Below are 22,089 nucleotides of genomic sequence, written 5' to 3'. Positions count from 1 at the left end.
GCCTTGGGCTTCGCGGCGGCCCCCGCACCCGCCCCGAAGCCCAAGGCGAAGAAGCCCGCCCTCGCGTTCCCGGCGGACTACGACGACGAGGCGAAGGACATCATCCGCGCGGTCAAGCCGTACTCGATGACCTCGCCGGAGCGGCTCAACGCCTTCATCCTCGCCACGCGGTACATCGCCCGGCACAACATCCCCGGCGACATTGTCGAGTGCGGTGTCTGGCGCGGCGGTTCGATGCAGGCGTGCGCCCGGACCCTGCTGTCCGTCGGGGAGACCGAGCGCGGGCTGTACCTCTTCGACACGTACGAGGGGATGACCCCGCCCACCGCCGAGGACCTGCGGCGCGACGGCCGGCCGGCCCAGGAACTGCTGGACGCCCAGGGCAAGGACCGGCCGATCTGGGCGGTCGCGTCCCTGGAGGACGTCAAGGCGGGCTTCGAGAGCGTCCCGTACCCGAAGGAGCGCGTGCACTACGTGCAGGGCCGGGTCGAGGACACCGTCCCCGGTCAGGCCCCGGAGCAGATCTCGATCCTGCGCCTGGACACCGACTGGTACGCCTCCACGAAGCACGAACTGGAGCACCTGTACGACCGGCTGGTCCCGGGAGGCGTCCTCCTGATCGACGACTACGGCTACTGGCAGGGATCCCGCCAGGCGGTGGACGAGTTTCTGGAGAAGACCGGTGAGCGGCTCCTCCTGCTCCGCATGGACGAGGGCCGGATCGCCGTCAAGCCCTGACCCGCATTCCTCGCGGCGACGCCGAGCCCCGTGCCCTCCCGGTGCGGGGCTCGAACGCGTCACCGGTGCGCCCCCGGGCGCCCGATTCCGCCCCTCCCGTCACCCGAACGGACCCCCTCGGGTGACCGGTGACCACGGCGCGGGTTGTACCCCATGGCCCCCGGCGGGCCCTCCACGCCCCCCGAAGCCCCAGTCCCCGGAAGGATCGTGCGCTGCGATGGCACCCCGTCTCACCGTCGTCGTCCCCCTGTACAACGTCGAGGAGTACCTCGGTGCCTGCCTGTCCTCGCTCGCCGAGCAGACCATGCCCGACCTGGAGGTCGTCCTCGTCGACGACGGCTCCACGGACGACGGCCCGGCGCTGGCCCAGGAGTTCACCGAACGCGATCCCCGCTTCCGGCTGATCCGGCAGGCGAACGCCGGGCTCGGCGCGGCCCGCAACGCCGGGGCCCGGGAAGCCCATCCCGACGCGGAGTTCCTGACGTTCGTCGACAGCGACGACGTCGTCCCGCCCGGCGCGTACGCCCGGATGCTCGCCGAACTCGACCGCTCCGGTTCCGACTTCGCCACCGGCAACGTCCTCCGGCTGCGGGCCAACGGGGATCTCGAACAGTCCCCGATGTTCCGCAAACCGATGGAGAAGGCCCGCCCGGCCACCCATGTCACCCGGGACTGGATCCTGCTCGGCGACCGCATCGCCTGCAACAAGGTCTTCCGCCGCGCCTTCTGGGACGAGCACGCCTTCGCCTTCCCGACCGGCGTGCTCTACGAGGACATCGCCGTCGTCCTTCCCGCCCACTTCCTGGCCCGCTCCGTCGACGTCGTCGAGGAACCCGTCTACCACTGGCGCGACCGCGACGGCTCGATCACCACCCGGCGGGCCGTCCCCCGGGGCATCCGCGACCGGGTCACCGCCGTCACCACCGTCAGCGGCTTCCTCGCCGAGCGGTCAACGAAAGAAGGCGCGGCCGACGCCGCCGAGGCCAAGCGCCGCTACGACGCCCACGCCCTCTCCGGAGACCTGTGGCTGTTCATCGAGGCCCTGCCGGACGGCGACGCGGAGTTCCACGAAGCCTTCCTGGAGCACGCCGGCGCGTTCGCCTCCACCGTCGAACCCGACGTCTTCGCCTCGCTGCCCCTGCATCTGCGGGTCAAGTGGCAGCTCATCCGCGAGCGCCGGCTCCCCGAACTCCTCGCCCTCCTCGCCGACGAGAAGAAGGACCGGGACACCTTCCACGTCCGCGGACTGCTCCGCCTCCGCGCTCACCACCCCGCCGTACGCGACCCGTTGCCCCCCGCCGCGACCGCGCTCACCCCCGCCGACCTGCCCGTCCACGCCCACCTCACCGAGGCCGTCTGGCGGGACGGGCTGCTGCGTCTGACCGGGTACGCCTATGTGCGCAACGCCCCCGGCGGCCCGCCGCGCCTCGGCTGGCTGCGGGCCGGGAAGCGGCTCATCCCGTTGCGGCTGCGCCCCGTCGGCGGGGACGAGGCCACTGCCCGGTCCGGCCGCTCCCTGCACCGGTACGACCGTGCCGGGTTCACCGCCACCGTCGACCCGCGCAGGCTCACCACCAAGAGCGGCCGTACGACGTGGAAGCTGGAGGCCGTCGTCGTCGGCGCGGGGCGGCCGCGCCGGGGGCCCATGCGGCTCGTCGGCACCCCGGCCCCGCCCGCCGTGACGTACACCGACGAGCGGACCCGTATCGTCCCCGTCCTGTCCGGCAACAAGCTGGAGCTGCGCACCGAACGCGTCGCCGCCGTCCTGACCGGGCAGTCGGCGGTCGAGGACACCGTCCGGCTGGAGGTGAAGGTCCTCGGCGACTCCGGTCCTGTCGCGCTGCGGCTCACCGAGTGGCGCACCAAGGAGACCCGGGAGTTCGCCCTGCGCGGCTCGCCCGGCTCCCGGGCGGCGGACATCCCGCTCAGCGCGTTCCGGGGGGAGGACGACGTCTGGGGCGTCCAACTCCTCTGTGATGGCGCGGCGTTGACCGTCGCCGCCCGGTCCGACGGTCCGGACGGGCGTTACGCACTGCCCGGTGGTCGCGAGGTGTACGTGGCCCCCAATCCCTCGGGCGACCTCGTCCTCACCGACCGGGCCGTCCAGCCCGTGGTCACCTCCGCCGTCTGGGAAGGGTCGGGCGATCTGGTCCTCGAAGGGGCGTTCTCCGAGCCCACCGGCACCGCCCATGAACTCGTCCTGCGTCACAGCGGTCACCAGGAGGAAGTCGTCGTCGAGGTGGAGCGGGGCGAGGGCGACGAATTCCGGGCCGTCATCACACCCGCCGCCGTCGAAGGTCCCGGCGGAGCGCTGCCGCTCGCCGAGGGGCGCTGGTACCCCTTCCTGCGCACGCCGGGGGAGCGCGACCCGGAGGCGTACCGGCCGCTCCGGCTCAGCACCCCCCTGCACAGCACCCTTCCCCGCCAACAGCATCGGAACGGGAGGGATTTCATCCTCCAGCGGCGCTACCACGACCGGCTCGTCCTGGAGTCCGGCAGCGCTCTCCCGGCCGCCGACCGGGGGCCGTACGGCCAGCGAGCCCGGCGCGATCGGTACGCCGTGGTCCGTGCCGTCGCCCCGGCCGCGACGCGCCCCGCCGTCCTCTACTCCAGTTTCGACGGCCGCCAGTTCTCCGACTCGCCCCGGGCCATCCACCGCGAACTCGCCTCCAGGGACGGGGACATCGAGCATCTGTGGGTCGTCCGCGACCAGCAGGCGGCCGTGCCCGACGGGGTCAGGCCCGTCGCCCTGCACAGCGCCGAGTGGTATCAGGCGCTGGCCCGCAGCCGCTGGATCGTCACCAACACCCACCTCCCCGAATGGTTCGAGCGGGCGGAGGGCCAGTGCGTCGTCCAGACCTGGCACGGCACCCCCCTCAAGCGCATCGGCCGCGATCTCGCGGGAAGCTCGCACGCCGACGCCGCGTACATGGCGTCCATGGAGCGCCGGTCCGCCCAGTGGAGTGTGCTCGTCTCCCCGAACAGCTTCTCCACCCCCGTCCTGCGCCGCGCCTTCGGCTACGGCGGCGAGGTCCTGGAGTGCGGCTATCCACGCAACGACCTGCTGTACGCCTCCGACCGGGCCAAGGTCGCCGCCGCCGTACGGGAGCGGCTCGCGATCCCCGAGGGGCGGCGGGTGATCCTGTACGCCCCGACCTGGCGCGAGGACCAGCCCCGGGTGGGCGGGAAGTACGCCCCCGACCTCCATCTCGACCTGGAGCAGGCCCGCGAGACCCTTGGCGACGACCACGTCCTGCTGGTCCGGCGGCACTACCTCGTCGGCGGCAGCGTGCCCGACACCGACTTCGTCCGGGACGTCTCCCGCCACCCGGACGTCGCCGAACTCATGTTGATCAGTGATGTGTTGGTCACCGACTACTCCTCGATCATGTTCGACTTCGCGCAGACCGGCCGCCCGATGCTCTTCCACACCTACGACCTGGCCCACTACCGCGACACCCTGCGCGGTTTCTGCTTCGACTTCGAGCACCGCGCCCCCGGCCCTCTGATCCCCGACTCCGCCGGGATCGTGGCCGCGCTCCGTGACCCGGACGCGGCTACCGCCGAACACCGGGAGGCGTACGAGCAGTTCCGGGAGGCGTTCTGCGACCTCGACGACGGGACCGCCGCCGCCCGGGTCGTGGACCGGATGCTGAAAAGCGACCGGGCTGCCGAGGGGGAGCAGGCATGAGCGACTTCAGCTGTGTGATCACCGGTGGCGGGGACGGCGAGGGCCCCGGCGGGGCCGACGCCCTGCGCGCCTCCGTGGAGTCAGTCCTCGGCCAGTCGATGCGCGCCGCCGAGGCCCTCGTCGTCCTCGCCTCCGCCGCCGACCCGGCCGTCCGCGCCGCCGCCCGCGCCCTCGCCGCCCGCGCCCCCGAACGGGTCCGCCTCGTCCACGCCGACCCGGCCGCCCGCACCACCGGGGCCCTGCGCAACGCGGGTCTCGACGCGGCGACCGGCCGGTACGTCCTGGTCCTCGGCAGCGGCGAGCGGCTTCAGAAGCACGCCTGCCGCAACCTCTGGCAGGCGGGCGAGACCAGCCGCGCCGATCTGATCGCCGGCCGCTGGAGCCGGATCACCGACGAGAGCGGCAAGGAGCGGGAACCGTCCTGGCAGGGGGAGCTGTTCGCCCGCTCCCGCACCCTCACCCGCTTCACCGAGGCCCCCCAACTCGTCGTCCGGGACGCGCTGGTGACCGGATTCTGTCTTCGCCGCGAGGCCGCCCGGCGGCACGGGCTGCGGTACGAGGAGGATCTGGCGCACGGCGAGATCCTGTTCGGCCCGCTCGCCGCCGCGTCGGTCGGCCGGATCGCCCTGGTCCGCCGGCTCGTCGTGACCGGCCGGGCCGTTCCCGACCGGGCCCGCGACCTCGTCGCCCTGGTCGAGGCGCACCGCCGTGTCGCCAACACCCTCGTTGCCCGCGGGCTGCCCGAGCTGCGCGAGGAGCGGGAGAAGGCGTTCCACCGGGACCATCTGGTGCCGCTGGTCCGCTCCTTCCCCGCTCTGCCCGCCGTCCGCCGCGACCGGGTCGCCGCCGCTGCCGCCCGCGCGCTGACCGGGCCCGTCCCGCCGGACCTGCCGCCGCCGGAGCGGGTCGCCGTGACCCTGCTGGGCCGGGGTGATGCCGAGGGGATCCTGGCCGCGGCCTACGCGCTGAGCCGGCCCGCCACCGTGTGCGCACCGCTGACAACGGGTGCGGACGGCCGGGTCGGCTGGGTCGGGGAGGACGGGGAGCCCGTTGCCGACATCACCGAACTCGGCCACCAGTACCGCCGGTTCGGCGAGATGCGGCTGATGAACAGGCTCACCCGCTGCGCCGCCGCCGACCACGGCCGCCTGCTCCTCGAAGGCCGTCTCGTGCTGCCCGGGCCCACCGGGCCCGACCCCGGCGCTTCCCTTACCGCCACCCTGGAGTTCCGGGCCCGGGGCGGGGCGCGCGCCGTCGCGTTCCCGGCCGAGGTGGTCCGGCGCGACGGGGACGGAATCACCTGGCGCGCGCGGGCCGACGTCTCGCGCCGCCTGCGCCCCGTCGGCGTCCGCGACACGGCGTGGGACGCGCGGCTGATCGTGGAGGCCGACGGGGTCCGGTCCGTCAGCGACCTGTTCGCCCCGCAGGACCAGGTGGCCGGGGCGGTCCGCTTCGCCGCGCGGCCCCGGCTCGGGCGGCTCGCCGGGGACACCTGGGAGCCCTACATCACCGTCAAGGACCACTTCGCGCTCCGGCTGGCCGCCCGCCGCCGCCCGGCCCGCACCGCGCACCGCCTGGTCCGCTACGCCACCCGCTTCCGGCCCGCCCGCAAGGCCAAGCTCCTCGTCCGCGCCCTGCGCAAGCGCCTCGACCGATACCGCTCCCGAGGTTTCAAGGCCCCCGTCTACAACACCTGGCTCACCCGCCTCCCCGTGCGCCGGGGCTCCGTGGTCTTCGAGAGCCACATGGGCACCTGCTACGGCGACAGCCCGCGCTCCCTGTACGAGGAGATCCGCCGCCAGGGCCTGAAGCTCCACGCCACCTGGTCCTACGACCCGTCCCCGGCCGGATTCCCCGAGGACGCCCGCCTCGTGCGCCGCTGGTCCTGGCGCTACCTGTGGGCGCTGGCCCGCGCCGAGTACTGGGTCGACAACCAGGGCTTCCCGCAGCATCTGCGCAAGCCCGACCGCACCACGTACCTCCAGACCTGGCACGGCTCCGCGTACAAACGGATGGGCTTCGACGAGACCCGCGTACGGCTCCAGAACGCCCCGCAGCGCGAACGGCTCCAGCAGGCCGTCGACCGCTTCGACCACTTCCTCGTCCGCTCCGAGCACGACGTGACCACCCTCGCCCGCGCCTACCGGCTGCCCGAGGAGAGGCTCCTGCGCACGGGCTACCCGCGCAACGACGCCCTGATCGCGGAGCGCACCCGGGCCGAGGCCGAGGGAAGGCTGCCGCGCCCGCCGCTCGCCGGGGCGCTCGGGCTCGACGACCACAAGAAGACCGTGCTGTACGCCCCGACGTTCCGGGGCGGCCCCGGAAAGCAGCGAAGGAGCCGACTCCTGCTGGACGTACGGGAGTTCGCGGAGCGGTTCGGCGACACCCACACCCTGCTCGTGCGGGCCCACTACTTGGAGTCGGCCCGGCTGCCGGTCTGCCCGCCCGGCACCGTCGTCGACGTCTCCCGCCACCACGACGTCAGCGAACTCCTCACGATCACCGATGTGCTGGTGACCGACTACTCCTCCATCATGTTCGACTTCGCCCTCCTCGACCGGCCCGTCGTGCTGTTCGCCCCCGACCTGGAGACGTACGCGGCGGACCGCGGCAGCTACTTCGACCTGCGGGAACAGGCCCCGGGGCCGGTGGCCGAGACTCAGGACGAGCTGTTCGCCGCCCTCGCGGAACTGAAGGAGTCCGACATCCGGTACGCCGATCAACGCCGGTCCTTCGCCGAGCGGTTCGGCTCCTACGACCAGGGCGACGCGGCCCGCGCCGCCGTCGCCGCCGTCTTCGGGCCCACCGCCTCCCGGGGCGTCCGCCAGACCACTGACCAAGACCGGGGGGCCGGCCGATGAGCCGCGACATCTTCATCGTCTCCAACAGCACCGACGAACTCGGCGGCGTCACCGGCTGGATGCACCAGATGGCCCGCCTCTTCGCGGGCCAGGGCCACCGGGTCCACACCGTCGGCATCCACGCCTCCGACCTCAAGATGACGCTGCCCCGGCAGCCCGACCACCCCGTCACCGCCCTCTATCCCGCACACCCCCCGACCCCCTGGACGCCCCACGGCGTCCGCGACCGCTTCCGGATCCCCACCCGGCGCAAGGAGGCCGCCCGGGCCGCCGCCAAGAAGCAGGCCGTCGGACGGCTCTCGGAGCTCTTCGCCACCGCCCGGCCCGGCGCGGTCGTCATCGTCACCCAGGTCTGGGCGATGGAGTGGGTCGGGGAGGCCGACACCACCGGGCTGCGGGTCATCGGGATGAGCCACGAGTCCTACGACTACTCCCGCGCGAGCCACCGCTACCGCTGGATCAAGAACCACTACAAGGACCTCGACCACTGGCTCGTCCTGACCGAGGAGGACGCCGACCGGTGGGCCGGGGACGGCATGAACAACGTCGGCTTCCTGCCCAACGCCCTTTCCCGCCTCCCGCTCGTGCCCTCCCCGCGCACCGCGAAGACCGTCGCCAGCATCGGCCGGCTCAGCGACCAGAAGGGCATCGACCTGCTTTTGGACACCTGGGCCATGGTCGCCCCCGCCCGCCCCGACTGGCGGCTGCGCGTGTACGGGGCGGGCGAGGACGAGGCCGCGCTGAAGGCACAGTGCACGGGCCTCGGCCTCGACGGCTCCGTGGAGTGGATGGGCCGCACCGACGACGTGGAGCGGGCCCTCGCGGACGCCTCCGTCTTCGTCCAGTCCTCCCGCGGCGAGGGCTTCCCGCTCGCGTTGCTGGAGGCGATGGCCAGCGGCGTGCCGTGTGCCGCCTTCGACTGCGCGCCCGGGGTCCGCGAGATCGTCCGGGACGGCGAGGACGGGCTCCTCGCACCCGCCGGGGACGTCGCCGCCCTCGCCGACCGGCTGCTCCGACTCACCGGCAATCCCCGGCTGCGCGACGCGATGGGCGCGCGCGCCCGCTCCGGCGTCCAGCGGTTCTCCGAACCGGAGACCCTGCGCCGCTGGGAGGAGCTGTTCGCGTTCCTGGAGCGCTGAGCGGAGTTCCTGAAACGCCGAGCCGACCCCGGTCGTACGGGCCGGGTCAGCCTCCGACGGTCGCCCCGGCCCCGTCCTGCGAGGGCAGGGCCGCGGGCGTCCGGCGGGCCGAGAACGGCACCGGCAGCGGCAGCCCGTCCGTCTCCCCGAGGAAGACCCGCCGCACCACCCGCTCGGCGGCGTACCCGTCGTCGTACGGACAGAACCGGGCCCGGAACGCGGCCCGCAGCTGCGCCGAGCGGGAGCCCCGCCAGTGGTCCGTGGCGAAGATGTCGAACAGCTCGTCCTGGCTCCGGGCGACGACGCCGGGCGGGAACGCCGTGATGTCGAAGTACGTGCCCCGGGCCGCCTCGTACGCCTGGATGTCGTCCAGGTGCAGCACCACAGGGCGGTCCAGGTTGACGTAGTCGAACATCAGCGAGGCGTAGTCGGTGAGCAGGGCGTCCGAGGCGAGCGCCAGCGTCTCCACGGAGCGGTGGGCGCTCACGTCGATGATCCGGGGATGCGGCGCCCGGCCCCTGCCGCCGGGACCGGCGGGACGCGGCGCCCGGGCGAGGATCACGAACTGCGGGCCCAGGACCCGGACCAGCCGCTCCAGGTCCAGCAAGGGCCGCTGGAAGCGCCGGTAGTCGCGGGGGACGGGGGCGTACAGCAGGGCGACGGCCCCCTCCGGGATGCCCAGCGTCTCGCGCAGCCGCCCCACATCGGCCGGGCCGGTGCGGTGGTAGACGTCATTGCGCGGTGAGCCGTACTCCAGCGTCGTGTACGCGGACGGATAGGCCCGTTCCCGTACGAGGGTGGAGTGCGGGTTGGCCGAGAGGGAGAAGTCCCAGGTGTCGACCTGGCGCAGCAGCTCGTCGAAGTCCGTGCCCCGGGCGGCGGCGGGCCGGTCCAGCAGATCGGTACCCACGGTCCGCAGCGGCGTGCCCTCGTGCGTCTGCAGCAGGATCTGGCCCCGCCGCTTGACCAGCCCCCGGTCGAAGGAGCCGTCGTTCACCAGATAGGCCGAGCGGGCCAGGGCCGTCCGGTGGGCGAAGGTGCCGGGCGCGAGATGCCGGGTGCCGGTCGGCACGGTGTGGGCGTCGACGGGACGGCAGATCCAGGCCGTCCGCAGCCCCGGGACCAGCTCGCGGACCTTCGCCTCGATCGCCGCCGGGCTGCCCGCGTACCCGCCGCCCCCGGCGGTGAACACCGCGTCCCGGGTGCGCAGCGGCAGCCGCAACTGGATCCGGTAGTGCGCCCGCAGCGCAGCGCCCCGCACCGCCCGGCGCAGGGCCGCCGCTCCTTTCCGCAGCCGGCCGCCGAGGCGCTGGGCCTCCGACAGGGCCCGGTAGGTGCGCCGCGCGCCGAGGTGCATCAGACCGTGTCGCAGCAGTGCGCGGCGAGGGGCCGGGGCGCCGGGGGAGTGATAGCGGCGGCAGGAGGCGGTGGCCCGGCGGAAGAACGCGGCGCGGCTGTGCAGCGGCAGCCGGTCCCGGGAGGCGAACAGCGCCGAGAAGTGGTCCAGCATGCGGCGGAATATCACCGGGCGCCACGGGGCGAGTTCGGGGCGGGAGTCGATGAACGCGAAGACCCGGTCGTACTGGTCGAAGACGTCGAAGTGCTTCTCGCTGGTGGTGGAGAGGATGTTGCCGCGCCGCCGCTGCCGGTAGGAGACGCAGACCGCGTCGAGCACCGCGATGGAATCGGCCGCCATCAGGACCGGGTAGGTCCAGGGGGTGTCCTCGTAGTAGCCGGGCGGGAAGGTGAACCCCTCGGCCTCGACGAACGCGCGGCGGTACGCCTTGTTCCAGACGACCATGAGGAGTTGCAGCAGCTCGGGGCGGTCGGTGAGGCGGAAGCGCTCGGGGCCGCTCTCGTCGAGATGGGCGGCCAGGATGTTGCGGACGCTGCGGCCCGTCCAGTACGTACGGGCGTAGTCGTACATCAGGACGTCGGGCTCGCCGGTCGTGTCGATCCGGTCGGCGATGGCCTGGAGGGCGTCCGGCAGGAGGGTGTCGTCACCGTCGAGGAAGATCAGGTAGTCGCCGGCCGCGCGGCCCATCCCGGCGTTGCGGGCCGGGCCGAGGCCGATGTTGCGGGGGAGGTGCAGTGCGGTGACGCGGTGGTCCCGGCGGGCGTACTCGTCGGCGATCGGTCCGCAGGCGTCGGGGGAGCAGTCGTCGACCACGATGACCTCGTAGTCCTTGAAGGACTGGGCCAGCACGGAATCCAGACACGCGTGCAGATACGCCTGGACCCGGAATGCGGGCACGATGACGGAGAACCGGGGCACTACACATCCATGGGTCGATCGTTTGCGGAAATCCAGGCAGAGCGCAAACGTCGGATGGAATGACAGGGTTACGCCGGACGTGGCAATCGGGGGACCCGGACGCCGAAGCGGCCCGGTTCCGGGGAACCGGGCCGCTCCGTGTTGACGTACAGCCGTACGTTTTCGGCGGCGCGCCTTCGAGGGCGTACGGCCGTGCGGTGCGGGCTACTTGACCGCGCCCGCCATCACGCCGGAGACGAACTGCCGCTGGAAGGCGAAGAACACCGCCAGCGGGATCACCATCGACACGAACGCGCCGGGCGCGAGCACGTCGATGTTGTTGCCGAACTGGCGTACCTGCTGCTGGAGTGCCACGGTGATCGGCGGCGACTCGGAGTCCGCGAAGATCAGCGCGACCAGCATGTCGTTCCACACCCACAGGAACTGGAAGATCCCGAGCGAGGCGATCGCCGGACCGCCCAGCGGCATCACGACCCGGGTGAAGAGCCGGATCTCGCCCGCCCCGTCGAGCCGGGCGGCCTCCAGCAGTTCGCGGGGGATCTCCGCGAAGAAGTTCCGCAGCAGGAAGATCGCGAACGGCAGGCCGAACGCCGTGTGGAACAGCACCACCCCGAGCGTCGTCTCGAAGATCCCGATGGTGCCGAACAGTTCGGAGACCGGGATCAGCGCGACCTGCACCGGCACCACGAGCAACCCGACGACCAGCAGGAACAGCCAGTCCCGGCCGGGGAACTCCATCCAGGCGAAGGCGTATCCGGCGAACGACCCGATCAGCACGACCAGCACCGTGGAGGGCACGGTGATCATGATCGTGCTGCCGAGCGAGCCGGTGATCGTCGAATTGTCCAGCAGCCGCTGGTAGTTCTCGAAGGTCAGCTCGGACGGGGCGGTGAAGATCTTCCACCAGCCGGTCGCCGCGATGTCCCGCGGACCGCGCAGCGAGGACAGCAGCAGACCGATCGTGGGCATCAGCCAGAACAGGGCGACCAGGACCAGGAAGACCCGCATCACCCCGCCGCCCGCGCGGGCGGCGATCCTGGCCCCGAGGGACAGCTTCGCCTCGGGCGCTTCAGGGGCGCCCGGCTTCCGGGCGACCGCCCTCTGGCGGCCGATGCGGGCGGTGTTCACGTCCGGTGCGCTGCTCATCGCCGTCCCTCCTTCCGGATCCGGCGGATGTTGACCAGCATCACCGGGATCACCAGCAGCAGCAGAAGCACCGCGATCGCGCTGCCGATCCCCAGGTCCGCGTCCGTGCCGAACGAGGACCGGTACAGCTGGAGCGCCAGGACGTTCGCGTCGTCCTGGGAGGAGCCCGGCGCGATGATGAACACCAGGTCGAAGACCTTCAGCACGTTGATCATCAGCGTCACCAGGACCACCGCCAGCACCGGCGCCAGCATCGGCACCGTGATCCGGCGGAAGACCTGCCACTCGTTGGCCCCGTCCACCCGGGCCGCCTCCAGCAGCTCGCGCGGCAGTCCGGCAAGACCGGCGGCGATCAGCACCATCGCGAACCCGGCCCACATCCACACGTAACTGCCGATGATCCCGGGCGTCACGAGGGACGGGCCGAGCCAGTCGACGCCGTTGTACGGCTCGCGGAAGTTATCGGCGGGCAGGCGAAGTTGGGCCCCGTCCGCCGAGGCGGGCAGGGTGAACACCCCGTCCGCTCCCGCTGTCGCGGTGGCGACGACCTTGCCGTCCCTCACCGCCTCGACCTTCAGGCCCTTGAGCCCCAGCTCCTTCGGGTCGACGACGTTCGGCTTTCCGCCGCCGCCCCGGGTGAAGTCCAGCCAGGCCGTGCCGGAGATCTTGTCCCCGGAGGCCGCGGGAGAGCCCTCGGCCGGCCGTGCGTCGCCCGGCATCTTCGCCGGGGCCACACCGACCAGCGGCACCCGCAGCGGCTGCCCCGCCCGGATCGGCTCCTTGGAGAGATACGTCCCGCCGGCCGCCTTCTCCAGGGGGTGGACCGGCAGCGGGCGCGCCTTCGGGTAGCCCGCGGACTCGTTGAACGTGTCGTGCACGCTCACCGCCACCGCGTTGGCGACCCCGCGCTCGGGAGCCTGGTCGTACACCAGCCGGAAGATGATGCCCGCCGCCAGCATCGAGATCGCCATCGGCATGAAGACGATCAGCTTGAACGCCGTGCCCCAGCGGATCCGTTCGGTCAGCACCGCGAAGATCAGCCCCAGCGCGGTGGCGACCGTCGGGGCGAAGACCACCCAGATCGCGTTGTTCTTCACCGCCGTGAGGATCGTGTCGTCGGTGAACAGCGCCTCGTAGTTGTCGAACCCGGCGAAGCCCGTACCGGCCTGGTCGAAGAACGACCGGTAGACCGAATACCCGATCGGATAGAGCACCAGCGCGCCCAGCAGCACCAGCGCGGGCAGCAGGAACACCGCCGCGACGACCCTGCGGGTGCCGGTCACGCTGCGGCCGGGCTTCTTCGGGTCGGGGGACGGGCGCGGACTCGTGTCGTCGGCGGGGGGTGCCGCACCGGCGCCCCCCGCGGTCGCTGTCGTCACGCCGTCAGCTCTTGTACGCCTTGACCGCTTCGGACTCCAGCTCTTTCTGGGTCCCCGCGATGTCCTTCGGATTCTTCAGAAAATCCTGGAGAATCTTCCACTCGCCCGCCCCGGGCGTCCCGCCGAACGACTGCGGGGCCTGGTCGGACATGTCGAACCGGACGTCGTCGCCCGCGTCGATCAGCGCCTGCGCCATCGTGCGCTGCACCTCGTTCGGGTACGCCTTCAGGTCCAGGCCCTTGTTCGGGGAGATGAACCCGCCCGCCTCGGCCCAGATCTTCGCCGCGTCCGCCGACGCCAGCCAGGTCAGCAGCGCCTGCGCGCCCTTGCTGTCCTTCAGCGCCACCGCCGCGTCGCCGCCGGTCACCACGGGCGAGTCCGCGCCGACCGCCGGGAACGGGAACACCTTGGCGTCCGTACCGATCTTCGCCTCGGTCTGCGCGATGTTGATGGCGACGAAGTCACCCTCGAAGACCATCGCGCCCTTGGGCTGGTCGCCCCCGGTGAAGGTCTGGGTCACGGAGGCCGGGAACTCCGTCTGGAGCGCCCCGTCCGCACCGCCCGCGATCAGCTCCGGCTTCCCGAACAGCTCGGCCAGCGTGGTCAGCGCGTCCTTCACGGACGGGTCGGTCCACGGGATCTCGTGCTGGGCCAGCTGGTCGTACTTCTCCGGTCCGGCCTGCGAGAGGTAGACGTTCTCGAACCAGTCGGTCAGCGTCCAGCCGTCCGCGCCGCCCACCGAGACCGGGGTGACGCCGGAGGCGCCCACCGTCTCGGCGGTGGTCAGGAAGTCCTTCCAGGTCTTCGGCTCGCTCGCCCCCGCGTTGTCGAACGCGGCGGCGTTGTACCAGATCAGGGACTTGTTGGCGGCCTTGAAATACACCCCGTACTGGGTGCCGTCGACCGCGCCGAGGTCCTGCCAGACCTGGGCGTAGTTCTGGCCGAGCTGGGCCCGCGCCTCGGGTCCGACCGGCTTGGCCCACTTCTTCGCGGCCGCCTGCTGGATCGCACCGACCTGCGGGATCATCGCCACGTCCGGCGGCTGCTTGCCCGCGATCTTGGTACCCAGGAAGTTGATGATCGGGTCCTGCGCCGGGACGAACGTGACGTCCGCGCCCGTACGCCTCTCGAACTCGTCCAGCACCTTGGTGAAGTTGGCCTGCTCGGGCCCGGTCCAGACCGCGGCGACGGAGACCTTCTCCCCGTCCAGCTTCGGCAGGTCGACCGTGGACGCGCTCTCCGTGCCCTTGCCGGAGTCGTCGCCCGACTTCTTCTTGCCGTCGCCGTCGCCCCCGCACCCGGTGAGCGCCAGAGCGCCGACCGCCGCGAACACGACTGCGGCCCTGCGTATCGAGAAGGTTGTGCGCATTCCTGCCCCGTTTCTTCCCTGCGCGCCCGGTCACGTCGCATGCCCGGACCACGTCGTCCGTGCGCACAATCCTACGCCCGGGGCACGGGCCCCGCAGTACCGCCGGAGGCCCCAACGCGCTGATCGTGATCGCCTCGTGACGTCAAGTCAGGGCATGTCGGAAGCGGGGCCGGGCAGGGGTAGGAGCGGTTGTCCCGGGGGCGGCGTCAGGTGGTGAACGGCACCAGTGCGGGCAGCCGTTCGGCGTTCACCGAGCGGGCCGCGCGCTCCAGGGCGCTGGCGAGCAGCGCGAGGTCGGTCGGCCCGTTGCCCAGCTCCCGGACCGGGCGCCGGGTCGGCGGATCGCCCATCCGCTCCCACTCCAGCGGGACCACCGTCGGACGGAGCGTCGCCGTGCGCGGAATGCGGCCGGTGACCCTGCCGCCCTGGAACGGCGTCACCCGGCCGTCCGGATGCCCCAGCCTGCCCCGGCCCGGGGCCGGTTCGTCCGGGGACGGCGGCAGCACCGGGGCGTCCAGCACGATGCGCAGCCGGGCGCCACGGGCCAGCTCGGTGTCCTCGGTACGGTCGGGGCGCGCGGAGGTGGCGACCAGATGCACCCCGAGCCGTCCGCCGTCCCGGGCCACGGCCTCCAGCGCCCGCACCACCGAACCGGCGGCGGGCCGGCCGGGGGAGCCGAGCGCCGGGGCGACCAGCGCGTCGAAGTCGTCGGCGAGGACGACGAGGCGGGGCAGCGGGGACGGGCCCGGGTCCGCGGACCGGGCGGCTGCCGGGCGCAGCCGCAGCGTGCCGCTGGCCGGGGAGTCCAGGTCGCCCCGGCGCTCGGCACCGCTCGGCGGCCGCTGGCCCACGATGCGGGGGGCGGCCTCCTGCTGGGCCTGCTGCTCCCCGTGCCGCTCGTGCCAGGTCGCGAAGTCCAGCTCGCCGAGCAGCTCGGCGCGCCGCTTCAGCTCGCCGCCCAGGGCCTGCGCGAACTCCCGCATCCGGACCGGGTCGGACGCCACGAGGTGGGAGAAGACATGCGGCAGCTCCGTACAGGGGAGCAGGCCCTCGCCGCGCTCGCCCTGTTCGCCGCCGGAGCCGTCGACGAGGAGGATGCCGAGCCGGTCGGGCCGGGCCGCGGAGGCGAGCGAGGCGGCGACGGCCCGGAGCAGCTCCGTGCGGCCGCTGCCCGGGGGCCCCTCGATCAGCAGATGCGGGCCCTCGTCGGCGAGATCGACGCCGAGGGGGCCGCGGGGGCCCGCCCCGAGCACGAGGACGGGGCGGCCGGTGTGGGCGGGGGCCGCCCCGCCGGAGCCGGAGCCGGACGCCGGGGTGGTGGCGTCGCCCCGCTCCCGGGCTTCGGGGCCGGCCCCGGAGCCGGAGCCGCGCCCCGGTCCGGTGCGCTGGGCGCCCAGGTAGGGCGTGCGCTCGGAGTCGCGGGTGTCCAGGGGTGGATACGGGGTGCGGCCGGAGTCGCGGGAGTCCGGCGAGGGGTACGGGGTGCGGCCGGAGTCGCGGGTGTCCAGCGGGGGGTACGGCGTACGGCCTGAGTCCCGGGAGTCCAGCGGCGGATACGGGGTGCGGTCCGGGTCGGGGGCGCCCGCGGCCGGGTACGGCGTGCGGCCGGAGTCGTGGTGCGAGGAGGCCGCCGTGCGCTGGGGGCCGACGCGCGGGCCCGCGCTGAGGGTGCGCCCGGAGTTGGGGCTGTCCAGGTCGGCGCGGGGCTGAGGAGCAGCGGCTGCCCGGGGTGCCGAAGCGCCCGGCTGGGCCTCCGCCGTGGACGCCCAGCGGGCCATCAGCGACGCCGGAGTGGCGCGGGCCAGCCCCAGCTCGTCCAGCAGCCGGGCGGACGGCGGCAGCGCCGCGGTCGTCGGTCGACCCGCCAGCGCGGCCGAACCCTCCTCGCGCAGCGGCGCGAGCGCCCTCCCGAACCGCTCGGCCCAGGCCGCCGACACCGCGTCCACCGCGGCCACCGTCCCGTGCCCGGCGGCCTGTCCGCCCGCCGTACGCAGCAGGCGCAACGCCGTGGCGACGTCGCCGCTCAGCATCGCGACGGCCCCGCACTCCCGGAAGGCGATGGAGCTGCGGCAGGCGGCCTCGTACGTCGCGGCCACCGGCGAGGTGGGGGAGGCGGCCGGGGTCTCGGCCAGGCAGATCAGGTGGATCCCGGCGGCCGCGCCCGCCCCGGCCAGCCGTGCCGTGGTCTCGCGCAGGAACGCCGTACCCGGGTCGCCGTCCAGGACGACCACCGTGTGCGGGCCCGTGTGGGCGCGGGCGGCCTCGGCCACCGCGGCCCGGTCCAGATGCGGCCAGCCGGGACCGAGAGGGCCCTCGTCGAGACGGCGCACCAGCTCGGCCGCACGGACCTCCGCCTGCTCACGGTCGTACGCGAGGAGCAGCCGGCAGTCCTGCCCGTGCGTCGGGCGCAGATGCGGCAGCCACCCCAGCCAGGACCACTCGCGCCGCCGCTCCTCCAGCGTGCGGGAGCGGTCCGTGGAGATCAGGACGATTTCCAGGTCGAACGGGGAGTGCAGCGCGGCGAGCTGCGCCACCGTCGCGCGGGCCAGCCCCGCCAGCCGGGCACGCGGACCGGCGAGCCCGAGCGAACCGGCCTCCCGCAGCCCCACGGTCACCGGCACGGAGGGCACCTCGGCCCGGTCGGTCGTGCCGAGCCGCACCACCAGGGCCTCCGGGTGGCGCGGGTGGCGCTCCCAGAGCCGTGGCCCCGGGCCGAGCGCGGTCAGCAGCACGGCCGCGGGGTCCGGCCAGGTGCCCTCGGGGGCGGAGGGCAGCGCGGAGAAAGGGGAGCCGGGGGAGGACGGTGAGGCGAGGTGCCCTGCCCCGGACGGCCCGCCGACCGGATCGGCCGACCAGCCCGGGCCGCCGGACCCGCCCGGCACACCGGAGGACCCTGCTCCGGACCCGCGCCCGCCGGAGGAACCCGAAGCCGAGCCACGCCCGCCGGAACCGGGCCCGCCGGCTCCGGACCCGCGCGCCCCGGAGCCGTACGCGTCAGCTCCGTACGCGGAGGATCCCTGCGCGCCTGCCCCCTGGGCCCCGGAGTCGTATGCCCCGGTTCCGTACGACGCCGATCCGTACGCCGCCCGGGCGCCCGGACCGGCCGGCGTACGGGCGGGCCCGTACGCGTCGGCCCGCTCCCCGGTCTCCGGGCCCGCTGCCGGCTCGCCCTTCGCGCCGCCCTTGAGCCGTCTCGCCCAGGCTCCTATGCCCCGCCGGGGCGCCGGGGCCTCGGCGGCCTCCTCGCCGCGGACGTGGGCGCCGCCCGCATACGTGCCTGGCCCGGCCTCGGCGCCCTCCGGCCAGGAGGCCTCGTCGGGGGACGGCTCCGGGTCCCCGTACGCCCCGGAGGAGGCGAACGAAGAGGGCGCGGGCGCGCCGTACACCTGGCCGCCGTGATCGGGGGTGGCCCCGGCGAACGGCGCACCGGTGCCAGCGGCGGCGGCCCCCGTCTCGGCGCGGGTCACCCGCAGGTGCCCCTCGCCGTCCGGGGCGGTCGGCAGCGTCGCCGGACGGGAGCCCGAGGTGAGGCGGAGCGTGGATTCGCCGAGCCGCAGCAGCGCGCCGGGGGCGAGGCGGACGGGCCGCTCGCGGACCTCGACGCCGTCCAGCGAGGTGCCGTTCGTCGAACCGAGGTCGGCGACCGAGACCCGGCCGTCGTCGGAGACCGTCACCGCGCAGTGCAGCCGGGAGACGTCCGGGTCGTCGAGCGGGACGTCCGCGTCGGCGGAGCGGCCGATCCGGATCTGCCCGCCGTGCAGCAGATGGACGCCGCCCGCGTCGGGGCCGGCGACCACGTGGAGCTGGGCCGGAACGGCGTCGTCCGTCGCCTCGTCGTCGCCGGGGACCTGGAGCGAGAGGACCGCGCCGTCCACCAGCGGCGGCTCACCCAGCGCGATGCGGTGCCCGTCCAGCCGCTCCCGCCCGGCGAAGAGCACGACCGCCCCGCCGCTCTGGGAGCTCTCGGGCCCCGATACGGCGGCGGCCAGCTGGGAGGCGACGGCGGCCAGCGCCGTCCCGGCGGGGGCGGTCACGAGCACGTCGCAGGAGCGCGCCGGGGTCTGGCCGCTGCGCGGCGCGAGGACGGTCAGCCGGATCTGCATCGCCGTCAGCGGTCCCTTCTGCGCGGGGGTGCCCGGCAGGGGAAACGCCCTGTGGTTCCCCCCCACCCGGCACGGACACGTCGTCCGTACAGGTCGTCACGGACCGCGGGACTCCGAGCCCGCAGATCCGTGCTGGAGGCATCCTCGCACCTGCCACTGACAACACGCCCGGCGGTCACCTTTAAATGATCTTGAATGGTCGGCTGTGGGCGCAAAAGTGCCTGCTTGCGTCCGGATCCCGCCGCTCGGAGGGGTTTCCCGGGAGTTGTCCGCCGCCCGCCGGGCGGAAACCGCACCGGATCACCGAACGTCCGACCGGCCTGTGATCAGCTGTGCGGCAACCTTCCGCCGGGTCTCCGCGTCTTCCCTCGAAACGTGAGCCCCCGGTGCCCCGTTCGGCGGCATTACAGTGGGCCGGAACATTCGGGCGGGCCCGGCGGCACGACACCCCCTGGGGTCCGCAAGCACCACGATCAGCAGGGAGCGCATGACGTGCGGCCTGTAGGCAGCAAGTACCTCCTGGAGGAGCCGCTCGGGCGCGGTGCCACGGGCACCGTCTGGCGAGCCCGCCAGCGGGAGACCGCGGGCGCCGAGGCAGCCGTCGCGGGTCAGCCCGGCGAGACCGTGGCCATCAAGGTCCTCAAGGAGGAGCTGGCCAACGACGCCGACGTGGTGATGCGGTTCCTCCGGGAGCGCTCGGTCCTGCTGCGGCTCACGCACCCGAACATCGTGCGCACCCGGGACCTCGTCGTCGAGGGCGATCTCCTCGCCCTCGTGATGGACCTGATCGACGGCCCCGACCTGCACCGCTACCTCCGCGAGAACGGCCCGCTCACCCCGGTCGCCGCCGCCCTGCTCACCGCGCAGATCGCGGACGCGCTCGCCGCCAGCCACGCCGACGGCGTCGTCCACCGCGATCTCAAGCCCGCCAACGTGCTGCTCGACGAGCGCGACGGCGGCATGACCCCGATGCTCACCGACTTCGGCATCGCGCGGCTCGCCGACTCCCCGGGGCTGACCCGGACCCACGAGTTCGTCGGCACGCCCGCCTATGTGGCGCCGGAGTCCGCCGAGGGCCGCCCGCAGACCTCCGCCGTGGACATCTACGGCGCGGGCATCCTGCTGTACGAGCTGGTCACCGGCCGTCCGCCGTTCGCCGGCGGCACCGCCCTCGAAGTCCTGCACCGGCACCTCAGCGAGGAGCCCCGCCGACCCTCCACCGTCCCCGACCCGCTGTGGACGGTCATCGAGCGCTGCCTGCGCAAGGACCCGGACCAGCGGCCCAGCGCCGAGAACCTGGCCCGAGGTCTGCGTACGGTCGCCTCCGGCATCGGCGTCCACGCGAACTCCGCCCAGATCGCCGCCGCCGAAGGGGTGGGCGCCCTGCTCGCCCCCGACCCGGCGCCAACGGCCGTCCCGGACACCCCGGGCGCGGCCGACCCCACGCAGGTGCTGCCGAGCAACGCGGGCTCCTACGACCCCGCCGCGGCCACCAGCGTGCTCCCGCAGACCGGCCCCGGGGGCCAGGGCCAGGGCCCGGGCGGCAACCAGGGCCACGCCGACCCGACCGCCGTCATGCCGCCCGTGCCGCAGCGCCCCGACGGGCCGCCGCAGCCGGACGGCCCGCACCCCTGGCAGTCGCAGCTCCAGGCGGCCCGCGACCGCAACGAGCAGACCCAGGTGCAGTACCTGGACCCGAGCCAGGACCCGCTGCGCCGCCGCCCCCAGCGCCAGCAGCCGCCGCAGCAGCCGCCCCAGCGGCAGCAGCAGCCCGCGCAGCGCAGGCAGCAGCCGCTCCAGCAGCAGTACCCGTACCAACAGCAGCAGCAACCGCAGCGCTACCAGCAGCCGCAGCAGCCCCAGCGGCAGCAGTACGCGCCCCCGCAGCCGCAGCAGCCCCAGCAGCCGGCGGCCCGTCCGCCGCGCGAGCCGCGGCCCCCGCGGCAGCGCAGCGCCAACCCGATGCGCATCCCCGGACTGGGCTGCCTCAAGGGCTGTCTGTTCACCCTGGTGCTCCTGGTCGTCGCCGGCTGGCTGATCTGGGAGCTGACCCCGCTCCAGGACTGGGTCGCCCAGGGCAAGGGCTACTGGGAAGCGATCGGCGACGCGATCGGAACGGTCACCGACTGGTTCTCCAAGCTCGGCGACAGTGCCGGAGGCTCGGGCGGCGCCTGACCTGCAAAACTGTCTCTTTGTCGACTTCTCCGGGCCCATTCCGCCCGGAGAAGCCGAGGTCGGTGCCATCCTGGGCGCGTGACACCCCGAACGCCGCGTAACTTTGTCGACCGGGGGCCCACCGCCAGCCGCTGAGGGAGCAGTCTTGGCACGGAATATCGGCAGCCGGTACACGGCCCACCAGATCCTGGGGCGCGGCAGCGCCGGCACGGTATGGCTCGGCGAAGGGCCCGAGGGCCCGGTCGCCATCAAGCTGCTCCGTGAGGACCTCGCGTCCGACCAGGAGCTCGTGGGCCGCTTCGTGCAGGAGCGCACCGCCCTGCTCGGACTCGATCACCCGCACGTGGTCGCCGTCCGGGACCTCGTCGTGGACGGCAACGACCTGGCGCTGGTCATGACTCTCGTACGCGGCACCGACCTGCGCACCCGCCTGGACCGCGAGCGACGCCTCGCCCCCGAGGCCGCCGTCGCGATCATCGCGGACGTCGCCGACGGGCTGGCCGCCGCGCACAAGGCCCAGATCGTCCACCGGGACGTCAAGCCCGAGAACATCCTGCTCGACATGGAGGGCCCGCTCGGCCCCGGCGGCGCCCACCCCGCTCTGCTCACCGACTTCGGCGTGGCCAAGCTGATCGACACCCCGCGCCGCACCAAGGCCACGAAGATCATCGGTACGCCGGACTATCTGGCCCCCGAGATCGTCGAGGGCCTCCCGCCGCGCGCCGCCGTCGACATCTACGCCCTGGCGACCGTGCTGTACGAGCTGCTCGCCGGGTTCACGCCCTTCGGCGGCGGCCACCCCGGCGCGGTCCTGCGCCGGCACGTCACCGAGACCGTCGTGCCGCTCCCCGGCATCCCCGAGGAGCTCTGGCAGCTCCTCGTCCAGTGCCTGGCCAAGGCCCCCGCATCCCGGCTGCGCGCCTCGGAGCTGGCCGTACGGCTGCGCGATCTGCTGCCCCTGCTGGCGGGGATACCGCCGCTGGAGGTGGACGAGCCGGGTCCGGAGGAGAGCGAGCAGGCCCCGGGCTACGACGAGCAGCAGTACACCCCGGCCGCCGACGAGCCCCGCCGTCGCGGCGCGGTCCCGCTGGTGCCCGGCTCCGCCCCCGACTCCAACCGGGACACCCACACGAGCATGCGCGTCCCGGCCCCGGACGAGCTGGCGGGCGGCCCCCTCGGCACGGCCCGCGCCCCTCGCGCCCCCGGAAAGCCC

General features: G+C 73.8%; 11 protein-coding genes. 6 read left to right on the top strand and 5 right to left on the bottom strand.

Annotated features, from left to right (window positions below; genetic code table 11):
• The 4 genes from D3105_RS19015 to D3105_RS19000 form a co-directional block, all read left to right on the top strand.
• Positions 1-738 (top strand): TylF/MycF/NovP-related O-methyltransferase (locus D3105_RS19015; RefSeq protein WP_118904333.1); only part of this gene is annotated, 738 nt, incomplete at its 5' end.
• A gap of 217 nt (positions 739-955) precedes the next feature.
• Positions 956-4,429 carry a bifunctional glycosyltransferase/CDP-glycerol:glycerophosphate glycerophosphotransferase gene (locus D3105_RS19010; protein WP_118904331.1) on the top strand — a complete coding sequence of 1,158 codons (3,474 nt, stop codon included), beginning with the start codon at positions 956-958 and terminating at the stop codon, positions 4,427-4,429.
• Positions 4,426-7,290 (top strand): bifunctional glycosyltransferase/CDP-glycerol:glycerophosphate glycerophosphotransferase, encoded by a 2,865-nt coding sequence (locus D3105_RS19005; RefSeq protein WP_118904330.1) that lies wholly within the window; start codon positions 4,426-4,428, stop codon positions 7,288-7,290. Before D3105_RS19010 ends, D3105_RS19005 begins: the two co-directional genes overlap by 4 nt.
• Complete coding sequence (locus D3105_RS19000) at positions 7,287-8,429, top strand: glycosyltransferase (RefSeq protein WP_118904329.1); 1,143 nt, start codon at positions 7,287-7,289, stop codon at positions 8,427-8,429. Before D3105_RS19005 ends, D3105_RS19000 begins: the two co-directional genes overlap by 4 nt.
• Before the next feature lie 46 nt (positions 8,430-8,475).
• Here the strand turns inward: D3105_RS19000 and D3105_RS18995 are convergent, their stop codons facing one another.
• From D3105_RS18995 to D3105_RS18975, 5 genes are all read right to left on the bottom strand, one after another.
• Positions 8,476-10,704 carry a bifunctional glycosyltransferase/CDP-glycerol:glycerophosphate glycerophosphotransferase gene (locus tag D3105_RS18995; RefSeq protein ID WP_118904328.1) on the bottom strand — a complete coding sequence of 743 codons (2,229 nt, stop codon included), beginning with the start codon at positions 10,702-10,704 and terminating at the stop codon, positions 8,476-8,478.
• Positions 10,705-10,908: 204 nt separating this feature from the next.
• Complete coding sequence (locus D3105_RS18990; RefSeq protein ID WP_118904327.1) at positions 10,909-11,850, bottom strand: carbohydrate ABC transporter permease; 942 nt, start codon at positions 11,848-11,850, stop codon at positions 10,909-10,911.
• Positions 11,847-13,133: a carbohydrate ABC transporter permease gene (locus D3105_RS18985; protein WP_118904332.1), complete on the bottom strand. Its 1,287-nt coding sequence runs from the start codon at positions 13,131-13,133 to the stop codon at positions 11,847-11,849. The genes D3105_RS18990 and D3105_RS18985 overlap by 4 nt, the downstream gene beginning before the upstream one ends.
• Before the next feature lie 100 nt (positions 13,134-13,233).
• Positions 13,234-14,598, bottom strand: coding sequence for an ABC transporter substrate-binding protein (locus D3105_RS18980; RefSeq protein ID WP_118904326.1), 1,365 nt, complete (start codon positions 14,596-14,598; stop codon positions 13,234-13,236).
• A 206-nt stretch (positions 14,599-14,804) separates the two neighbouring features.
• Complete coding sequence (locus D3105_RS18975) at positions 14,805-18,701, bottom strand: FHA domain-containing protein (RefSeq protein ID WP_118904325.1); 3,897 nt, start codon at positions 18,699-18,701, stop codon at positions 14,805-14,807.
• 492 nt (positions 18,702-19,193) lie between these two features.
• Here D3105_RS18975 and D3105_RS18970 point away from each other — a divergent pair, with 492 nt between their 5' ends.
• Together D3105_RS18970 and D3105_RS18965 are read left to right on the top strand one after the other, a co-directional pair.
• On the top strand, positions 19,194-20,876 hold the full coding sequence (locus tag D3105_RS18970) for a serine/threonine-protein kinase (protein WP_118904324.1): 1,683 nt from the start codon (positions 19,194-19,196) through the stop codon (positions 20,874-20,876).
• Between the two features lie 145 nt (positions 20,877-21,021).
• Positions 21,022-22,089: serine/threonine-protein kinase (locus D3105_RS18965; RefSeq protein ID WP_133305691.1), on the top strand; the 1,068-nt coding region annotated here is incomplete at its 3' end.

The sequence above is a fragment of the Streptomyces globisporus genome, from assembly GCF_003501885.1.
In the GTDB taxonomy this organism is placed as follows: domain Bacteria; phylum Actinomycetota; class Actinomycetes; order Streptomycetales; family Streptomycetaceae; genus Streptomyces; species Streptomyces globisporus_D.
This window is presented reverse-complemented; position numbering and strand designations above follow the sequence as displayed.